The 19,737-nt window shown below is 69.3% G+C and carries 19 protein-coding genes; all 19 read left to right on the forward strand.

Annotated features, from left to right (window positions below):
• Positions 1-41 precede the first annotated feature (41 nt).
• Complete coding sequence (locus QN141_11205; protein MDR7559041.1) at positions 42-275, forward strand: hypothetical protein; 234 nt, start codon at positions 42-44, stop codon at positions 273-275.
• A gap of 74 nt (positions 276-349) precedes the next feature.
• The gene (locus tag QN141_11210; protein MDR7559042.1) at positions 350-937 is read left to right on the forward strand and encodes a transcription termination/antitermination NusG family protein; all 588 of its coding nucleotides are present in this window, start codon (positions 350-352) and stop codon (positions 935-937) included.
• Positions 938-1,061: 124 nt separating this feature from the next.
• Positions 1,062-2,201: an SLBB domain-containing protein gene (locus tag QN141_11215; protein MDR7559043.1), complete on the forward strand. Its 1,140-nt coding sequence runs from the start codon at positions 1,062-1,064 to the stop codon at positions 2,199-2,201.
• 48 nt (positions 2,202-2,249) lie between these two features.
• On the forward strand, positions 2,250-3,812 hold the full coding sequence (locus tag QN141_11220) for a GNVR domain-containing protein (GenBank protein ID MDR7559044.1): 1,563 nt from the start codon (positions 2,250-2,252) through the stop codon (positions 3,810-3,812).
• Between the two features lie 38 nt (positions 3,813-3,850).
• Complete coding sequence (locus QN141_11225; protein MDR7559045.1) at positions 3,851-4,540, forward strand: CpsD/CapB family tyrosine-protein kinase; 690 nt, start codon at positions 3,851-3,853, stop codon at positions 4,538-4,540.
• A gap of 72 nt (positions 4,541-4,612) precedes the next feature.
• Positions 4,613-5,293, forward strand: coding sequence for a sugar transferase (locus QN141_11230; GenBank protein MDR7559046.1), 681 nt, complete (start codon positions 4,613-4,615; stop codon positions 5,291-5,293).
• Positions 5,294-5,339: 46 nt separating this feature from the next.
• Positions 5,340-6,374, forward strand: a complete 1,035-nt coding sequence (locus tag QN141_11235; GenBank protein ID MDR7559047.1) for a GHMP kinase — start codon at positions 5,340-5,342, stop codon at positions 6,372-6,374.
• Positions 6,367-7,761 (forward strand): sugar transferase, encoded by a 1,395-nt coding sequence (locus QN141_11240; GenBank protein MDR7559048.1) that lies wholly within the window; start codon positions 6,367-6,369, stop codon positions 7,759-7,761. The genes QN141_11235 and QN141_11240 overlap by 8 nt, the downstream gene beginning before the upstream one ends.
• Positions 7,736-8,326 carry an SIS domain-containing protein gene (locus QN141_11245; protein ID MDR7559049.1) on the forward strand — a complete coding sequence of 197 codons (591 nt, stop codon included), beginning with the start codon at positions 7,736-7,738 and terminating at the stop codon, positions 8,324-8,326. The genes QN141_11240 and QN141_11245 overlap by 26 nt, the downstream gene beginning before the upstream one ends.
• Positions 8,327-8,374: 48 nt before the next feature.
• The gene (locus tag QN141_11250) at positions 8,375-9,676 is read left to right on the forward strand and encodes a nucleotide sugar dehydrogenase (protein ID MDR7559050.1); all 1,302 of its coding nucleotides are present in this window, start codon (positions 8,375-8,377) and stop codon (positions 9,674-9,676) included.
• The gene (locus QN141_11255) at positions 9,673-10,899 is read left to right on the forward strand and encodes an HAD-IIIA family hydrolase (protein MDR7559051.1); all 1,227 of its coding nucleotides are present in this window, start codon (positions 9,673-9,675) and stop codon (positions 10,897-10,899) included. The genes QN141_11250 and QN141_11255 overlap by 4 nt, the downstream gene beginning before the upstream one ends.
• A gap of 2 nt (positions 10,900-10,901) precedes the next feature.
• On the forward strand, positions 10,902-11,966 hold the full coding sequence (locus tag QN141_11260) for an SDR family oxidoreductase (GenBank protein MDR7559052.1): 1,065 nt from the start codon (positions 10,902-10,904) through the stop codon (positions 11,964-11,966).
• Complete coding sequence (locus QN141_11265; GenBank protein ID MDR7559053.1) at positions 11,959-12,408, forward strand: dTDP-4-dehydrorhamnose 3,5-epimerase family protein; 450 nt, start codon at positions 11,959-11,961, stop codon at positions 12,406-12,408. The genes QN141_11260 and QN141_11265 overlap by 8 nt, the downstream gene beginning before the upstream one ends.
• Complete coding sequence (locus QN141_11270; GenBank protein ID MDR7559054.1) at positions 12,405-13,667, forward strand: class I SAM-dependent methyltransferase; 1,263 nt, start codon at positions 12,405-12,407, stop codon at positions 13,665-13,667. The genes QN141_11265 and QN141_11270 overlap by 4 nt, the downstream gene beginning before the upstream one ends.
• Positions 13,668-13,726: 59 nt before the next feature.
• Positions 13,727-14,989 carry a DUF4910 domain-containing protein gene (locus tag QN141_11275; GenBank protein ID MDR7559055.1) on the forward strand — a complete coding sequence of 421 codons (1,263 nt, stop codon included), beginning with the start codon at positions 13,727-13,729 and terminating at the stop codon, positions 14,987-14,989.
• A 1-nt stretch (position 14,990) separates the two neighbouring features.
• A complete protein-coding gene (locus QN141_11280; GenBank protein ID MDR7559056.1) occupies positions 14,991-15,719 on the forward strand; it encodes an SDR family NAD(P)-dependent oxidoreductase in 729 nt (242 codons plus the stop codon).
• 29 nt (positions 15,720-15,748) lie between these two features.
• A complete protein-coding gene (locus QN141_11285; GenBank protein MDR7559057.1) occupies positions 15,749-17,098 on the forward strand; it encodes a nucleotide sugar dehydrogenase in 1,350 nt (449 codons plus the stop codon).
• Positions 17,099-17,138: 40 nt separating this feature from the next.
• A complete protein-coding gene (locus QN141_11290) occupies positions 17,139-18,761 on the forward strand; it encodes an asparagine synthetase B family protein (GenBank protein ID MDR7559058.1) in 1,623 nt (540 codons plus the stop codon).
• 136 nt (positions 18,762-18,897) lie between these two features.
• Positions 18,898-19,737: asparagine synthetase B family protein (locus QN141_11295; protein MDR7559059.1), on the forward strand; the 840-nt coding region annotated here is incomplete at its 3' end.

A 19,737-nucleotide genomic window follows, 5' to 3' on the forward strand; every position in this document is an offset into this window, starting at 1 on the left:
GGACGCGCGTCCCATTCCAACCCACTGCGAGGTCTGCGCCGGTGGCAATCCGCTCACTGGAATCTACGGTTGTGCATGCCAGGGCTCAACATTGCTCTCCCCCGGTCGTGGACCGGGGCCAGCAGGTCGTCCGGTTCGAGGGAGCGAGCTACGTCATGGTGGGGATCTACTTCGCGCGATCGCACGCGCTTGGGGCCAGCCAGAATGGGCACCGGGAGCTCTACTACATCCTCAGACCGCTCTCCAGAGACGGCGACGTCGAGCCGAACGCGTAGAGCGTACAGGCAAACGGCCGTTCGGCCGCCGCGACCGGCGGAGATCTCTGTGACGATTCGAGGCCGACTGGTTGATGGCGACACTGGTCAAAGCACTGGAGTTACCTGCAGGTACCGTCGAGTCGGAGGTGCAGGCCGGCCCGGTTTCCGGTCCTGGGCCGCGATGGTTTGTCGTCCAGGTCAAACCGCGCCGGGAGGCGCAGGTCCTGCGGCGTCTGGCGTTGGGCGCCGTGTCAACCTTCCTGCCATTTATCGAAGTGGCGCGGCGGAGGGGACCGGCCCGGCGGCGAGGTTTGGAGCCGCTCTTTCCAGGCTATCTCTTCGTCAGGATGTTCCCCGTGGGCGAGGCACCCGCGGCCTGGAGCCGCCTGCGGTGGACGCCCGGCATCGTTCGGATTTTGGGGATCGGAGAGACGCCTGTGCCGGTCCCCGAAGAGTTCATCGAGGCGATACAGGAGCGGACGAAGGAGCTGGGGTTCGTCCGCCTGCCGTCGCCGTTGATGAGCGGCATGCGGGTCCGCCTGCGGTCGGGGCCGTTTCAGGATCTGGAAGCGGTCTTTGACCGGCCGCTGTCGCGGGCCGGACGCGTGCGGGTGTTGTTGAAGTTGTTGGGGCAACCCAGGCCGGTCGAGGTCGACGAGGACTGTCTCGAACCGGCCTGAGGCCGGACGCGGGAGCACGAAAATCGAGAACCGTTGCCGCCTTCGGGGCGTTTTCGGCGGTGAATCTGCCGCAAAGGGCGGAGCCGCGCCCCGTGGGCGGTGTGTGGTTGTGAGCGAGCCTGCGATGAGGGTGAAATCGGCAGCAATCCTGACGGTGGTGGCCGTCCTGATCACCCTGGCGGCGGGGGGACCGGTGTCCGCGCAGCCTGCGGTGCAGCCCAACTATATCCTGGGCCCGGGTGACACCATCGACATCATGGTCTACGGCGAGCCCGACCTGACCCGTACCGTGACCATCAAGCCCGACGGGGCGATCTCGCTGCCGCTGCTGGGAGAGGTCAAGGCGGCCGGAAAGACGACCACGCAGCTGGCGAACGAGCTCGCCAGGCTGTACAGCAAGTACCTGAAGAGCCCATCCGTCAGTGTCACGGTCCGGGAGTTCCGCGTGGACCGGATCTACATTCTCGGGCAGGTCAGCCGGCCCGGAGAGTACCCGCTGCGGCCGGGCGTCGGCATCATGGAACTCCTGGCCAGCGCCGGCGGGCCGACCAACCGGGCGGATCTGGCTAAGATCGTGGTCATCCGGGGCCGCACGGAAGCCCAGCAGTTGAACCTCCTGGAGGCCCTGGCCTCGAACCGCAACCCCGACGTGAAGTTGCAGCCCGGCGACGTCCTGTTCATCCCGGAGACCGACAAACGCATCGTCGTGCTCGGCCAGGTGAACCGGCCCGGTGCCTACGACCTGCTGGAGGGGCAGCGGGTCTCGGACCTGCTGGCCGCTGCGGGCGGGATAACCCCCCGGGCCGCCCCCCAGGCCAGCTTCATCGTCCGCGGGCAGCAGCAGATTCCGGTGGACCTGCAGAAGGTGCTGGCCGGCGACATGGCGGCAAACGTGGTGCTGCAGCCCGGAGACATGATGGTGGTGCCGGAGTCGCAGAACCGCATCGCCGTGATGGGCGCGGTGAACAACCCCGGGACCTTCGCCCTCACGGAGAACATGAAGCTGATCGACGCCCTGGCCCTGGCCGGAGGGCCGACGCAGGCCGGGCGGCTTACCAACGTCATCGTCGTGCGGGTGGAAGGCGGTCAGGTGAAGCGGCTGGAGGTGAACCTGGAGCGGGCCATGACCGGCCAGGACGCCAGTCAGAACATCCCGCTGCAGAGCGGGGACATCGTCTTCGTCCCCGACCGGTTCACCGTCGGCACGGCCGGCCAGTGGTTGAACCTCTTCAACCTGATCAGGCTGGTGTTCAGAGGATGGTAGGCGAGGGTGAGGACGCAGCGTGAGCGGTAAGCCGAGGAGGTGGAGTCCGTGGAACTCCGGCACTACTACGACATCCTGAGGAAGCGGCTCTGGGTCATCCTGCTGCTGGTCGCCGTCGCCGTCAGCGGCGTGACCCTGCAGCTCGCGGCCCGGCCCGCCGAATACGAGGCCGGGGTGGCGATGATGGTCACCCCGCGTATTCTCAGCCCCTCGGCGGCTTTTGAGGACCCCGGCTTCTCCGCCTTCCAGTCCGGGTACCGCCAGACGGTCCTGGCCAACGTCGCCATGATTATCAAGAGCCATACGGTCCTCCAGCGGGTGCAGAAGCGGCTGGGGAACATCTCCCTCGGCCAGCTCAACCGCAGCGTGACCGTGGAGGGCGTGCGCGGAACGGACTTCCTGATCATCTCGGCCAAAGACGGCGACCCCGTCCGCGCCGCCGAGATCGCCAACGCCACCGCGACGGAGTTCACCAACTACTTCGCCGAGGTCAACGCCGCCGGTGCCAAGGTGGAGCGGACCTTCATCGAGGGGCAGCTGGCGCAGGCCCGGCAGCGCCTGATCGCGGCGGAGCAGGCGGTGCAGGCCTTCAAGGAGCAGACCGGGATCATCGCGCCGAGCGAACACGTGGCCTGGACGGTGCGGCGGCTGCTGGACACCCAGGCCGCCTATGAGGCCGCGCGCCTGGACGAGCAGGTGGCCCGGGCGCGCCTGGGCTTCCTGCGGTCCCGCGCCGCCTCGCAGAGCGAAATGCGCCGCCAGTCCTACTCCATCGGCGCCAACCCGGTGTTCGCGCGCCTGCGCGACACCCTGACCGGCCTGGAGGTGGAGCTGGCGCAACTGCGTCAGGTGTACACCGACGAGCATCCCCGGGTGAAGACGCTGCTGGGCCGGATCAGGGAAACTCAGGCCCAGATGGCCCGGGTGGCCCAGACCTCGATCAACAGCGAGACCGTCACGGTCAACCCCATCCGGGAGAGCCTGGTCAACCAGATGATCGACAGCGAGGTGGCCGCGGCGTCGGCGGCGGCCCGGGCGGCGGGCACGGCGGGCATCGTCAAGACCATGGAAGCTCGCATCAACGGTCTGCCCAAGCAGGAGGCGGCGCTGGCCCGCCTGGAGCGGGATGTGCGGCTCGCCGAGTCGCTGTTCCTCAGGCTCTCCACGCTGCACCAGGAGGCCCTGATCAGCGAGAACAAGGCGGCATCCACGGGCCAGGCCGCGGTGCTGATCGTCGATCCGGCCACCGTTCCGGTGCGGCCGGTGTCCAAGCAGCTGCCGCTGCGGGCCGGGATGGCCGGCATGCTGGGGCTGGTGATGGGCGCCGGTCTGGCGCTGCTCATGGAGAGCCTGGACACCCGCGTGCACACCTCGCGCGATGCCGAGGCGACCTACGGGCTGCCCGTGCTGGCCTCCATCCCCGTGATGAACGCCAAGACCTTCAAGCGCCTGACCACGGCGCCGGCGGCCACCTCGACGCTGCTGCTCTCGCTGATCAGCATGTTCCTCATCGGCGGGTTGATCGTCGGGATCTACACGCTGAACGCGAGGGCCACCCCCGAGGCGGGAGCCGGACAGCCGGTGATCCAGACCATCCAGCAGAGCCGGTAGGCGAGCAGGGTCGGTAGGAGGAGAGGGCGACAACATCGATGGTCCAAACGAAGAAGCCGCGCGGTGACCTGATCACCGCCTACGGCGAGGTGTCTCCCTTCGCGGAGGCCTACCGGACGCTGCGGATCAGCCTGCTCCAGGGGAACGGCAAGGCGCCCTGGTCGGTGGGCATCACCGGCATCCATCCGGCCCACGGCGCCACGACGACAGTGGCCAACCTGGGCCTCATCACGGCCGAGACGGGCACCCGCGTCGTCCTCATGGATGCCGACCTCTACAAGCCGTCCCTGCACCGCGTTCTCGACGTGCCCGGGGCGCCGGGGCTGTCGGCCGTGCTGGAGGGGGGAGCCAGGCTGAACGAGACGCTGTACGCGGTGTCGGGTGCCCCGCAGGTGCGCGTGCTGCCGGCGGGCCCCCGGGTGCGCAACCCCGCCGCGCTGCTGCGGCCCCACCGCCTCACCGAACTCCTGCACGAACTGCGGGAGTGGTGCGACTTCCTCGTCGTGGACCTGCCGTCGGTGGGGGCCGTGGCCTACGCGTCGCTGCTGGCGTCCTTTCTGGACGGCGTCGTGCTGGTCATCCGGGCCGACACACCGAGGATGGACGTGGAGCAGACGGTCAAGCGCCGGCTGCAGAACGCCAACGTCCTGGGCATGGTGTTGAACCGCGTCCCCGTATCGTCGGGAGACAGCGCGGGGTACCGTTACTACAGCAGGGATCTGTCCTAGCACTTCCGCCGCCACCCAGCCGTTCGGCCTCTGCGCCGGGGGGTGGCGGTTTCGTTCGACCGGAGTCTGCAGGTGACCGCTGAAGCGATGCACCGAGCGGGGGCCGGGATCGACACCGCCTTCGATGGGCCGGCGACCCTGGCCTGCCGGCGGTCGCGGGCCAAGCGCGTGGTGGACATCGTCGGCTCGCTGCTGCTGCTCCTGGTCCTCGCCCCGGTGTGGGCGGCGATCGCGGTCCTCCTCAGGCTGGTGGACCGGGGGCCCGTGCTGTTCCGCTGGGACCTCGTCGGCATGGACGGCCGCCGGATCCGCAGCTACAAATTCCGGACGATGGTTCCGGAGGCGGAGGCGCTGGAGCGACAGCTCCGGGCCAGCGGGGCCAACGAGATGCGGTCCGTCTACTTCAAGATGAGGGACGACCCCCGGGTGACGCCCATCGGGCGCGTTCTGCGAAAGTACAGCCTGGACGAGATCCCGTCGCTGTGGAGCGTGCTGGTCGGCGACCTGAGCCTGGTCGGCCCGCGCCCGGTGCGGGTGACCGAGCTCCAGTACCTGCAGCCGTGGCACCGGCAGCGGTTCGCCGTCAAGCCCGGACTGACCTCGCCCTGGGTCCTCAACGGGAAGAACGACGTCCGGGACTTCGACGCCATCGCGGCCTCCGACCTGGCCTACATCCGCCACTGGTCGCTGGCCGGGGATCTGCGCCTCCTACTGCAGACGGTGCGGTACATGGTGTCGGGACGGAACTACTGATGGGCGCGGCCGCACGGCCGAGGGGGCGACGAGCAGGAGTCGGACGATGCTGATTGCCAGGGCTCCGGTGCGGATCAGCTTTGCCGGGGGAGGGACCGATCTCCCCTCCTACTACCTGCGCTACGGCGGGGCGGTGGTCAGCGCGGCCATCGACAAGTACTTCTACGTCTTCATGACGGTGGACAAGAGCGACACGATCCAGATCATGTCCTCCGACTACCAGACCTTTTTCCGCCAGCCGGCCGTGGACACGATGATCTGGGACGGCGACCTGGCCCTGCCCCGGGCCATCCTCAACCACTTCAACATCCACGAGGGGCTGTCGGTCTTCCTGGCCTCGCAGGTCCCTCCCGGCACCGGGCTGGGATCCTCGAGCACCGTGGCCGTGGCCATCATCAAGGCCGTGACCAGCCTGCTCGGCCTGGGACTGAGCAAGCACGAGATCGCGGAACTGGCCTGTTTCATCGAGATCGAGAAGCTGGGGATGCCCATCGGAAAGCAGGACCAGTTCGCGGCGGCCTACGGCGGGGTGAACGCCTTCACCTTTACCGCCGACGGCGTCGGCGTGGAGCCGCTGCGGCTGCGGCCGGAGACGATCGAGCAGCTGGAGCGGAACCTGCTGCTCTTCTACACCGGGGCCGCGCGGGAGAGCGCACGCGTCCTGGACCAGCAGAACCGCAGGACCATGGCCAGCGACGCCGAGGTCCTCAACTCGCTCCATGCGCTCAAGGAGATGGCGTTGGAGGCGCGGCGCCTGCTGCAGGCCGGCCGGCTGGACGCCTTCGGGGAGCTGCTGCACGCCGGGTGGGAGCAGAAGAAACGGCTGGCCAGCGGCATCAGCACCCCGCGCATCGACGAGTGGTACGAGACGGCCCGACGGCACGGGGCGATCGGCGGGAAGATCACCGGTGCCGGCGGGGGCGGATTTCTCATGGTCTACTGCCCGTCCGGCACCGCGGCGGCGGTGACGGCGGCTCTGGAGACCGACGGGCTCAGGCGCATGGATTTCTCCATCGACTTCGACGGGGCCAAAATCCTGGTCAACAACTCCCTGCCGCTGGCGGTGACCCGCCGTGCCTGAGGGCGCCACGAACCACCGGCGGCAGCAGCGCCTGCTGCTCACGGCAGGCCTGCTGGTCGCCGACGTGTCGGCGATCGCGCTGGCCCTGACGGCCGCCCACCGGCTGGCCAACGCGCGCTCCATCTGGTATGCGCCGGAGCAGTTCCCTCCCGCCCTGTGGTTGGTCATCCCCATCGCCATCGCCATCTTCGGCCTGGGCCGCCTCTACGTGCTGGACGAACTCCTGGAGGGCTCGGTGGAGTACGGCCGCGTGGTTTACGGCTGCACCCTGGCGGCGCTGAGCCTGGTCCTCCTGGGGTTTTGGGGGAAGTTCCTGCAGGACGTCGCCCCCTCGCGAACCCTCATCGTGCTGGTGTGGGGGGTTTCGGTCTTCGCCGTAGGGGGAGGACGCTTCCTGATCCGTCGGGCGGTACGCTTCCTGCGCCGCCGCGGCTACCTCATCTCCCGGGCCGTGATCGTGGGGCTGGGCACCTCCGGGCTGGCCTTTGCCCGGCACTTCCAGCAGGCCCGGCACAGCGGGGTGCGGGTGGTCGGTTTCGTGGACGACTTCCTCCCGCCCGGCACGCCCGTGCTCGGCGATCTGGTGGTGCTGGGGCCCCCCAGCGACCTGGACCGCATCCTGGAGGAGACCGGGGCGCACGAGGTGATCATCGTCCCGACGGCCACCGCCTGGGAGAGCTTCCAGGAGCTGATGCGCCGCGCGGCGACGATGAACGGCTGCAGGGTTCGCCTGGCCCCCGGGTCCCGCGACCTGCTGGCCACCACCCTGCGGGCCCACCAGCTGGCGCAGATCCCGATGCTGACCGTGGAGCGGGTCCGGATCACCGGGCTGGACCGGGTCCTGAAGTCCACCCTGGACTACGCGATCGCCCTGGCGCTGCTGGCGCCGGCCGCGCTGGGCGTGCTGCTCTCGGCGGCCGCGCTGCGCGCCTGGGGCCTCCGCCCCTTCCGGCGGATGCGGATCATCGGACGCGAGGGCCGGCCCGTCAGCGTGTACATCCTGAACACGGGAGACGCCCGCCGCGGCGTGCCGCGCCTCATCCGGCGGCTGCGGGTGGACCGCCTCCCGCTGCTGGCCGCCGTGCTTCTCGGCCGGATGAGCCTGGTCGGCCCGCGGCCGATCCCCCTGGAGCGGCGCGCGGCCTACGCGGCCTGGCTGCCCAGCCTGCTCACCGTGCGGCCCGGGGTGACGGGGCTGTGGGCGGTGCGCCCCACGGCCTCGCTCGACGACGAGATGGAGCAGAGCCTGTTCTACATCCGCCACTACACCATCTGGCTGGACATCGAGGTGCTGCTGCGGGCGGTCCTGCGCCTGATCTCCGGCAACGGCCGGCAGGAGGAATGGGAGGGAACGGCACTCCGTGAACGCGTCCCAGTACATCGCTAGTCTCCAGTCGCAACTGGCCGCCCTGGCCCAGGCGGACCTCCTTCGTGTGGAGGCGCTGCTCCTGCGGGCGCGGGCAGAGGGCCGGACGATCTTCATCCTGGGGAACGGCGGCAGCGCGGCCACCGCTTCGCACATGGCCAACGACCTGAACAAGGGGGCGACGGTGGGCGACCGGCCCCGCTTCCGGGCCCTGGCCCTCACCGACAACGTGCCGCTGATCACGGCCTGGGCCAACGACACCCACTACGGCAACGTCTTCGTGGAGCAGCTGGCCAACTTCTTCCAACCCGGCGACGTGGTGGTGGCCATCAGCGGCAGCGGCAACTCGCCCAACGTGCTCGCCGCCGTGGAGTGGGCGGCCCGCCGCGGCGCCGTGACCATCGGGTTCACGGGCGGCGACGGCGGGCAGTTGCGCCGGCTGGTGGCCTGCCCCGTCGTCGTCCCGTCGCACAAGATGGAACAAATCGAAGATATGCACCTGATTCTGTCCCACGCCCTGTGCGTGAGTCTCCGGGCCCGGATCGCCGCCGAGGCCGAACCGGCGCTGGCCGGGCAGGAGGCCTAGCCCGCCGGGTGATCCCGTCAGGTCGGCGTACCCACCGGATGGTGTGAGATGAGGCACAAGATCTGTGTGCTGGGGCTGGGGTACATGGGGTTGCCCATGGCGGCGCTGCTGGCCACCCACGGGCACTTTGTCGTCGGCGTGGACATCAACCGCCGGAAGGTCGAGTTACTCACTCGGGGAGAGCTCACCTTCGACGAGCCGGGGCTGGAGGACCTGGTCCGCCGAGCCACCGCTGGCGGCACGCTGCGCTTCTCCCCGACCATCGAGCCCGCCGAGGCGTTCATCATCGCCGTGCCCACCCCGCTGGTCGAAGGCGCGAAGCGCTCGGAGCTGCGCTACGTGGTGCTGGCCGCCGGCTCCGTCGCTTCCGTGCTCAAGCGCGGGGATCTGGTCGTGCTGGAGTCCACGGTCCCGCCGCAGACGACGAGGAAGGTCGTCATTCCGATCCTCGAGACCTCCGGACTGGAGGCCGGGGCGGACTTCCTGGTGGCCCACTGCCCGGAGCGGGCCATCCCGGGACGGACGCTGCACGAGCTCGTCCACAACGACCGGGTCATCGGCGCGATCGACGACCGCTCGGCCGAGGAGACCGTCCGGCTCTACGGGTCCTTTGTCCGGGGCGCGATGCATGTCACCGACACCACCACGGCCGAGATGGTCAAGCTCATGGAGAACACCTCGCGCGACATCAATATCGCCATGGCCAACGAGTTCGCCAAGATCGCCGAAGAGGTCGGGGTGAACGTCTGGGAGGCCATCGACCTGGCCAACCACCACGTCCGGGTGAATATCCTCAAGCCCGGTCCGGGCGTGGGGGGGCACTGCATCGCCGTCGATCCGTGGTTCCTCACCGAGAACAGCATCCAGGGGCAGATCATCAAGACGGCCCGTGAGATCAACGACTCGATGCCCGGCCACGTCGTGGCCCACGCCGAGCGGTTGCTGAAGGGCATCCCCGATCCCGTGGTGGCCGTCCTGGGCTACGCCTACAAGGCGAACGTGGGGGACACGCGGGAGACGCCGGCGGCGCGGGTGGTCCGCCTGGCGCGGGACCGGGGCTGGCTCGTCCGGGTCCACGACCCGCTGGTCCGGGACGCTTGTGAGGTGACGCTGGTCGACCGCGTCGAGGAGTGTATCGAGGGCAGCGACTGCGTGCTGCTGCTCACCGACCACGACGCCTACCGGGCGCTGCAACCGGCGCGGCTGCGGCCGCTGGTCCGCACGCCCAACCTGATCGACACGCGGAACCTGCTGGACCACCCGGCCTGGGAAGAGGCCGGATTCACCGTCGTGTTGTTGGGAGGGGGCCGGCGCCTTCCGCTGCGCCGGGCCCCGGTGCAGGTGCCATGAGGAGCCGCCTGGCCCTGGACACGGCGGCGCGTCCCACGCAGGCGGTGATCCTGGCCGGAGGGCGGGGCACGCGTCTGCGGCCCATCTCCGATCTCAGCCCCAAGCCCATGGTCGAGATCCACGGCAAGCCCTTCATCGAGTACATCATCGAGATGCTGCGGGAGCAGGGGTTCGAGCGGGTGCTGTTCCTGCTGGGCTACCTGCCGGAGGTGGTCCAGGACTACTTCGGAGACGGCCGCCGCTGGGGGCTGCGCATCGACTACTCGGTGACCGCCTTCGAAGACAACACCGGCCGGCGGGTGCAGCTGGCCGCCCCGCTCCTGGACCCGGTGTTCCTGCTCCTGTACTGCGACAACTACTGGCCGATGCAGTTCGACCGGATGTGGCGCCGCTTCACGGCCGCCGGCGCCCCGGCCATGATCACCGTCTACAGTAACCTGGACGGCTACACCCGCAGCAGCGTCCGGGTGGACGCCGACGGCTACGTCGCCGTGTACGACAAGACCTGCACGGCGCCGAACCTCCAGGGGGTGGAGATCAGTTACGCCATCCTGCACAAATCCGTCCTCGACCTCCTCCCCGACGGCAACGTCCTGCTGGAGGAGGAACTGTACCCGCGGCTGGCCGAGCGCCGGGAGTTGCTGGCCTACGTCACCGACCACCGGTACTACAGCGCCGGGGCGCTGCACCGCCTGCCCATCACGGAGGCGTTCTTTGCCAACCGCCCGGCCGTGCTGCTGGACCGGGACGGCGTGCTGAACCGCAAGCAGCCGCCCGCGCACTACGTGCGGTCCTGGGCCGAGTTCGAGTGGCTCCCCGGCGCCAAAGAAGCCCTGCGCCTGCTGAAGGAGGCCAACTACCGGATCATCGTCGTCACCAACCAGGCCGGAATCGCCCGGGGAATGATGACGGAGGAGGACCTGCTGGACATCCACCGGCGGATGGCGGCCGAGGCCCGGGCGGCCGGGGGGAGGATCGACGCGGTGTACTACTGTCCCCACAACTGGGACGAGGGCTGTCGCTGCCGCAAACCCAGGCCGGGCATGCTCTTCGAGGCCCAGCACACCTTCAATCTCAACCTGCGCCGCACACCCTTCATCGGCGACGACGAACGGGACGCCCAGGCGGCGGAGGAGGCCGGCTGTCCCTGGATTCCGGTGACCCCGGATCGCCCGCTGCTGAGCATCGTCCGGGACCTGATCAGGACTCCGGTGGCGGTGTGACGATGGCCACGACGATCAGGCGCGTGCTGGTGACCGGCCACAACGGGTACATCGGCTCCGTCCTGGCGCCGTACCTGATCCGGGCGGGCTACGACGTCGTCGGTCTCGACACCGAGTACTTCGGGGAGTGCACCCTGGTCCCCGACCTCGGGCCGGTGCCCGGGATCCGTAAGGACATCCGCGACCTCACCGCCGCCGACCTGGACGGCTGTGACGCCGTGGTCCACCTGGCCGCGCTGAGCAACGATCCGCTGGGCGACCTGAACAGGGCCTGGACGGAGGAGATCAACCTCGCGGCCTCCGTGCGCCTGGCGCAACTGGCCCGCGCGGCCGGGGTGCGACGGTTCCTGTTCTCGTCGTCGTGCATCATGTACGGGATGTCGGAGGCGGAGGTCGTCGACGAGACCTCACCGCTGGATCCGCGGACCGACTACGCGCGGACGAAGGCCGAAGCCGAACGGGCCATCGCCGCCCTAACCGACGACGACTTCGCCCCGGTCTTTCTGCGCAACGGCACGGTCTACGGATTGTCTCCGCGCATGCGGTTCGACACGGTGCTGAACAACCTGGTGGGCTCCGCCGTGGCCACAGGACGGGTGGTGGTGCACAGCGACGGCAAACCCTGGCGGCCCGTGGTGCACGTCCAGGACGTGGCCCGGCTGTTCGCCGCGGTGCTGGAGGCGCCCGAGGAGGCGGTCCGGGGCCAGGTCTTCAACGCCGGCGCCAACCACCTGAACTACCAGGTCATGGACCTGGCCCGCATCGTGGCCGCCACCGTGCCCGGGGCGCAGCTCGAGGTCGTGGCCCGGCCGGGGGCCGACCAGCGCACCTACCGCGCCGACTTCGGCAAGTTCGCCCGGACCTTCCCCGACTTCCGGTTCCGCTGGACGCCGGAGGACGGGGCGCGGGAACTCTACGAGGCCTTCGCGGCCCTTGGGGTCGGCGAGGAGACCTTCCTGGACAGGCGGTTCACGCGCCTGAAGTGGTTGCGCCACCTGCTGGACAGCGGCCGCCTCGACGGGACGCTCCGGTGGGCGCGGGGGAGGGTGGAGGCCGTCCATGATTGAGGGCGTCAAGGTCATCCCGCTCAGGCAGATCGTCGACGAGCGGGGCAAGATCATGCACATGCTCAAGGCCACCGACCCCCACTTCATCCGCTTCGGGGAGATCTACTTCTCCTGCGCCTGGCCCTCGGTGATCAAGGGGTGGCACATCCACAAGACGATGACGGTGAACAACGCCGTGATTTCTGGGCGGGCCAAGCTGGTGATGTACGACATGCGCGAGAACTCGCCGACCAGGGGCCAGCTCCAGGAGGTCTTCCTGGGCGAGGACAACTACTGCCTGGTGCAGATTCCGCCGGGGGTCGCCAACGGCTACAAGGCCTACGGGGACAAGATGGTGATCCTGGCCAACTGCGCCACCGAGCCCCACGATCCCGACGAGATCATCTACCTCGATCCCTTCACGAAGGAGATCCCCTACGATTGGTCGCTGAAGAACCGGTGACCGCAGCCGACGTCGCCACGGCCCTCCGTCCGGGGACGGGCATCCGCTGCCTGGTGTGCCGGCAGCCGGCGGTGGAGGAGTTCCTGGACCTGGGCACCACCGCGCTGGCCAACCGCTTCCTCACCCGCGACGAGCTGGCGCAGCCCGAGCCGAAGTTTCCGTTGCGGATGGGGTTCTGCCACGGCTGCGGCCACGTGCAGCTCACCGAGCTTGTGCCGCCGCAGCTGATGTTCGAAGACTACCTGTACGTGTCGGCGGCCTCCGACACCTTGAAGGCCCATCTGCTCGAGCTCAGCGACCTCCTGGTGCGGCGGTACCGGCTGACGGCCGAGGATCTCGTCATCGACGTGGGCTGCAACGACGGCACGCTGCTCAGCGGCTTCCGCCGCCACGGGGTGCGGGCGCTGGGCGTGGATCCGGCGCGCAACCTGGCCGAGCTGACGAAGGGGCTGGACATCGAGCGCTACGTGGGCTACTTCGACTCCCGCTCCGCCAGAGAGATCGTCGGGCACTGGGGGCGGGCCCGGGTGATCACGGCCACCAACACCTTCCCGCACATCCAGGACCTCCACGACTTCCTGGAGGCCGTGGAGCTGACCCTGGCCCCCGGCGGCGTGCTGGTCGTCGAGATGCACTACCTGGTGGACCTGCTGGAGCAGTGCGCCTTCGACACCGTCTACCACGAGCACGTCTCCTACTGGGCGCTGACCCCCATGCTGAGGCTGTTCGAGCAGCACGGAATGACGGCGGTGGATGCGGAGCGGCTGCCCCTCCACCACGGCCAGCTGCGGGTCTCCGCGACCCGCCGGGGGGAGGCCCGGCCCCATCCGCGCGTCGGGGAGACGCTGGCCCTGGAGGCCGCCCGGGGCATCGGGACGTTTCAGACCTACCGGCGGTTTGCCGGCGAGGTGCTGCGCATCAGGCGCGAACTGTTGGAGACGATCGACACGCTCCGGAGTCGGGGCGCCCGGATCGCCGGCTACGGCGCTCCGGCCAAGGCCAGCACACTGCTCAGCTTCCTGGGCATCGGCCCGGACCGCCTGGAGTACATCGTCGACCGCAGCCCGCTGAAGCAGGGCCGCTTCACACCCGACTCCCACATCCCCATCGTGGAGCCGGAGCGGCTGCTGGTCGACCAGCCCGACTACGTGCTGCTGCTGGCCTGGAACTTCGCGGAGGAGGTCCTGCAGCAGCAGGCCGTGTACCGCCGCCGCGGGGGGAAGTTCATCATCCCGGTCCCTCAGGTGCGGATCGTATGAGAACCGCGGTGCCGGTGCCGGAGACCCGGACCGTCCGGCCGGACGACCCGGGCGCCCAGATGTACGCGCTGATGAAGCGGCTGTACCCGATCTGCCGCAGCATCACCGGAGAGGGTCTGCGGGAGACGTTGCGGATCATCGGGGAGTACGCGCCGCTGGCCGTGCGCGAGGTGCCGACCGGCACGCGCGTCTTCGACTGGACCATTCCGAAGGAGTGGAACATCACGGGCGCCTCCATCCGGACCGCCGGCGGCGAGACCGTGGTGGATTTCCGCGACTGCAACCTCCACGTGGTGAACTACAGCGTGCCGGTGCAGGGCCGCTTCACCCTGGAGGAGCTGCGGCCGCACCTGCACTCGCTGCCGGAGCACCCGGACTGGATCCCCTATCGCACGGCGTACTACGCCGAGACCTGGGGATTCTGCCTGCAGCATTCGCGCCTGCTGGCCCTGGCCGACGGCGAATACGACGTGCAGATCGACGCCACGCTCCAGGACGGCCACCTCAGCTTCGGCGAGGTCGTGATCCCCGGCCGCCGCGAGGAGGAGGTGCTGATCTCGACGCACGCCTGCCACCCCTCGATGTGCAACGACAACCTCTCCGGCGTGGTCGTGGCCACTTTCCTGGCCCGGCGGCTGGCGGAGGCGCCCCGCGCGTACACCTACCGCGTCCTGTTCGTCCCGGGCATGATCGGAGCGCTGACCTGGCTGGCCCTCAACGAGGACCGGCTGGCGAAGATCAGAGCCGGCCTGGTCCTGGCCTGCCTGGGGGATCCCGGGGGCTTCACCTACAAACGCAGCCGCCGGGGCGACGCCGAGATCGACCGGATCATGGGCCACGTGCTGCGCACCTCCGGGCGGCCGCATCGGATCGTGGGCTTCTCCCCGGACGGCTATGACGAACGCCAGTACAACTCCCCGGGATTCGACCTGCCCGTCGGCGCGCTGTCCCGGACGCCGCACGGGGAGTTCCCAGAGTACCACACCTCGGCCGACAATCTGACCTTTGTCCGCCCTGAGAGCCTGGCCGAGTCGCTGCAGCTGGTGCTGGATGTCCTGGACGTCCTGGAGGCCAACCGCGCCTATCGGAACTTGAATCCCAAAGGGGAGCCCCGGCTCGGCGCGCGGGGGCTCTACCGCTCTATGGGAGGGCGCGTGGAGCGGTCCGCGGGTGAGCTGGCCCTGCTCTGGGTGCTGAACCTCTCCGACGGTCACCACTCCCTGCTGGATGTGGCCGAGCGGTCGGGCCTGCCCTTTTCCGTCGTGAAGTCGGCGGCCGACGCCCTGGTCGGAGCCGGACTGCTGCGGGAGCTGGAGTGTTGACATGCGACTGTCGGGGCGGACCGCCGTCGTCACCGGCGCCAGCAGCGGCGTCGGCCGGGCCATCGCTCTGGCCCTGGCCGCCGAAGGCGCCGCGGTATGCCTGGTCGGGCGACGGGTCGAGGCGCTGGAGGACGTCGCCGCCCAGGCCAGGAGCACCGCGGCCCGCGTCCTCACCTATCCGACCGACCTGGCCGAGGATGCGGAGGTTGCCGCCCTGGCCGACCGGCTGCGGGAGGAGGTGGGCGGGGTGGACCTCCTCGTCCATGGGGCGGGGGAGATCGCCCTGGGGCCCATCGATCAAGCTCCTGTCGAGTTATTCGACCGACAGTACCGGATCAACGTCCGGGCCGCCTATCTGCTCACCCAGGAGCTGCTGCCGCTGCTCCGTTCCCGCCGCGGGCAGGTGGTGTTCCTGAACTCCAGCGCCGGCCTGAGCGGCCGGGCCGGCAGCGCCCAGTACGCCGCGACCAAGCACGCCCTGCGGGCCGTGGCCGACAGCCTGCGGGACGAGGTAAACGCCGACGGCGTCCGGGTGTTGAGCGTGTTCCTGGGCCGCACCGCCACCCCGATGCAGGCCGCGGTGCACCAGGCGGAGGGACGCGCCTTCCACCCCGAGCGGTTGATCCGTCCGGAGGACGTCGCCTCCATCGTCATCAGCGCCCTGGTCCTGCCGCCCAGCGTCGAGGTGACGGATATCACCCTGCGGCCGCTGCAGAAATCCGGGCCGTGACGGAAGCGTCGAGGTCAGGAGCGGACGAAATGGTCTTGGACACAGGCGTCGTTCATCCCGAGGTCGCGTCGGGCGCGCAGAATGCCTTCGACCGGGCGGTCCTGGCCCGCGAGGCCCGGATCGCCGTCATCGGCGTCGGCTACGTGGGGCTCCCCCTGGCCCTGGCCTACGCCGCCGAGGGATTCCGTGTCGTGGGGCTCGACATCGACGCGGGGAAGACGGCCATGCTGAACGCCGGGCACTCCTACGTCGACGACGTTCCCTCAAGCGTCCTCGCCTTGCAGGTGGAGGCGGGGCGGTTTCGCGCCACGGAGGACCCTGCGGCGCTCGAATCGGCGGACGCCATCTTCATCTGCGTACCGACCCCCTGCACCCGGAACAAGGAACCGGACACGTCGCAGATCCGGTCGGCGGCGGAGTGTATCGCCGGCCGCCTCCGGCCGGGGGCCGTGGTCATCCTCCGCAGCACCAGTTACCCGGGGACCACCGAGGAACTGGTACGCCCGATCCTGGAATCCGGCGGGCATCGGGTGGGCGCGGACGTCTTCCTGGCCTTTGCGCCGGAGCGCGTCGATCCCGGGCGCAAGGACTTCACCATTCGCAACACGCCGGTGGTCGTCGGCGGCTGCGACCCCGAGAGCACGCGACGCGCCGCGCTGGTGCTGGGCCAGGTGGCCGACCACATCGTTCCCGTGTCCTCCCCCGCCGCCGCGGAGATGGCCAAGCTCCTGGAGAACGTGTTCCGGAACGTCAACATCGCTCTGGTGAACCAGCTGGCCATGCTCTGCGACCGCATGGGCCTCGATATCTGGGAGATCACCCGGGCGGCGGCGACGAAGCCTTACGGGTTCCTGCCTTTCCAGCCCGGACCCGGCGTGGGCGGGCACTGCATCCCGGTGGATCCTTACTACCTGGCCTGGAAGGCCCGCGAGTACGACTTCCACATGGACTTCATCGAGCTCGCCGCGCGGGTCAACGACGAGATGCCCTACTACGTGGCCACGAAGATCCTCCTGGCCCTGAACGGCCATCAGGTCGGCGGTGCTCCGAAGGTCCTTGTCGTCGGCGTGACCTTCAAGCGCGACATCGCCGACTTCCGGCACTCGCCGGCGATCAAACTGATGGAGATCCTTCGTCGGCGCGGGGCGATCGTAACCTATCACGACCCTTTCGTGCCCGCGCTGACGCTGGACGGGGAGACGCTGGAAAGTGCGCCTCTGACCGAGGACACTTTGGCCGCCGCCGACTGCGTGGTGATTGCGACAGACCACACGAGGTTGGACTACGGCCGAATCGTGCGGAAGGCCCGCCTCGTCTTCGACACGCGCAACGCCACGGCCCGCGTGACCGAGGGCCGGGAGAAGATTCTGAGGATCTGATCGGCGTCCCCCCGGAACCTCTGAGGGAGGTTGTCTCTTGGTGATCGATCAGCTGTCGTCACCTGGCACTCCGCTGCGGACGGTCTCGGCGCTGGAGCGCATCGCGGAGTTCGCCGAGCGGACGGGGCGGTTCGTGGTCCCCCTGCCGGAGCGGGTGTCCTGGAACAAGGACGAGTGGCTGTCGCGGCCCTTCGTCCACCTGCGCGTGGAGCAGGGGAGGGTGTCCGTCCGCGGGCTGAGGGCCTGGTTCGGCGGTCACGTCATCCTCCTGCCGGCCGAGGACGCCGTGGACGGAGTCTTCGCCGCATGGGCGGCAGACGACGACGGGGTCGAGATCCGGAACGACCGGGGCGGGATCTACCCCCTGTACTACTTTGCCGGGGAGAAGGAGTTCGCGGCCTCACCGTTTCTCCTCACCCTGCTGGCCCTGGGGGCGCCGAAGGCGCTCGACGACGAAGCCCTGGCCCTGTTCATCCGCTGGGGCGGGTTCATCGGCGAGCAGACGCCCTTCAGACACATCCGCGCCCTGCCGCCGGACTGCCGGCTGACGTGGCGGCGGGGAGTCCTCCAGGTGACCGGCGGGATGTGGCAGGCGACGCACCGGGAGATCGACCGCTCCGCCGCCATCGACGGGTACATCGACCTCTTCGCCCAGGCCGTCCGGCGCCGATCACCGCGCGGCCCCTTTGACCACCCCCTCAGCGGAGGGCGGGACTCCCGACACATCCTGCTGGAGCTGTTGCGCCAGGGGCACGTTCCCCGGGCCTGTGTCACGATGCGCCACTTCCCGCCGAGGCCGAACACCGACCTCGAGATCGCCTGGGAACTGACCAAGGCGGCGGGCCTTCCCCACCTCTTTGTCGATCACCCGAGGTCCTTCGTCCGGACGGAGATGGAGAAGAATCTCTGGACCGACCTGTGCACGGATGATCACGCCAACTACATCCCCCTGGCCCGCTTCCTCCAGCGGCGCGGAACGACCACGGCCTACGACGGCATCGGTGGCGATGTCCTCTCGGGGGTGCGCGATGAGGACCGGTTGAAGCTGTTCCGGGCCGGCCGCTGTGAGGAACTGGCCGAGCGCATGCTGGATGAAACCCGTGAGCGCGTGCTGGCCGCGGTCCTCCACCCCGACGCCTACCGACGGTTCGGCCGCTCCCTGGCCGTGGGCGCCCTCGCGGCGGAACTGCTCCGGCACGTCCGCCAGCCCAATCCGGTAGGATCCTTCCTCCTGTGGAACCGGCTGCGGCGCAGCTTCGCCCTGATCCCCTACCGGCTCTACTCGTCCGTTCCGGACGTCTTCGCCCCCTATCTTGATCGAGATCTCCTCGACTTCGTCACCTCCCTGCCGGGGGAGATGTTGCTGGGCCGTCAGTTCCACATCGACGTCATCTCTCGGGCCTTTCCCAAGTTCGCGCACCTCCCCTTCGCCGCCGGCTGGGGGTACGGGCCGCCGCGGCGGGATCCCTGGTTCATGCGCCGGTTCACCGGCGCCCTCCTGGCCCGGTTGGCGATGAGGAAGTCGGCGTTCGTGCACCGGGGCTATCTCGCGCCGCGGCTGGCCCGCCGCCTGTGGGAAGGCACGGACGGCGTCCGGCAGTACTTCCCCAGGACCGTCCTTCATCTGCTCCAGCTTGAAGCCGTTTCTGAGGGTGGAAGGTAACTTCTCAGGCTCCGCGCACCAGACCCCCGCGCCGACGCTATCGTCCGCCGCGGCCGCTCGTCCCCGGCGGGGGGCTTCCCCGCTGGAGGACATCGCGGCCTTCGCCGACGCCGTTGGTGCGGGCACTGTCGGCGCGATGCCGGAGCGTCCGTCTCCGGATCCGGACCGCAGCTGGCTGTCCCGACCCTTTGTCCACGTCCGGATCGTCGCCGGCAAGACGGTGGTCCGGGGGGTGCGGGCGTGGTTCGGGGGACACGTCCTTCGCCTGGGGCCCGACGGCGCCGCCGATGGGATTTTCGGGGCGTGGCGCGCCGACGAGAACGGCGTGGAGGTGCGCAACGACCGGTACGGCTGCTATCCGCTGTACTACTTTGCGAATGCGCAGGAGATCGCCGTCTCACCCTTCGTGATGACGCTGCTGGCCTGCGGCGCTCCGCGCGAGCTGGACGACGAAGGCCTGGCCGTCTTCGTGCGGACGATGTTCTTCCTCGGAGAGCACACGCCGTTCAGACACATCCGCGCCCTTCCGCCCGGCTGTCGCCTGCGCTGGTCGGGCGGCGCGCTGCAGGTCTCGGGCGGGATGGTGAACGCGACGGAGCGCACCATTTCCCGGGACGCCGCCATCGATACGTTCATCGACCTGTTTGCCCAGTCCGTCGGGCGCCGCGCGGCCGGTTTGGGCCCTCTGATCGTCCCCCTCAGCGGAGGCAGGGACTCCCGGCACATCCTGTTGGAGCTGCTGCGGCAGGGTCACACCCCCGACTGCTGCATCACGACCCACCAGTTTCCGCCGACTCCCGATCACGATGTGGCGATCGCCTCCGAGGTGGCGCGGACGGCGGGAGTGCGCCACGTGATTGTCCGACTGCCCGTCTTCCCGGTTCGGGGCGAACTGGCCAAGAATCTCTGGCTGGGGTTGGGCACGGAGGAGCACGCCCAGTTCCTGCCCGTCATGCGCGCCATGGCCGCCTACCCT

The sequence above is a fragment of the Armatimonadota bacterium genome (assembly GCA_031459765.1).
GTDB lineage: Bacteria > Sysuimicrobiota > Sysuimicrobiia > Sysuimicrobiales > Kaftiobacteriaceae > Kaftiobacterium > Kaftiobacterium secundum.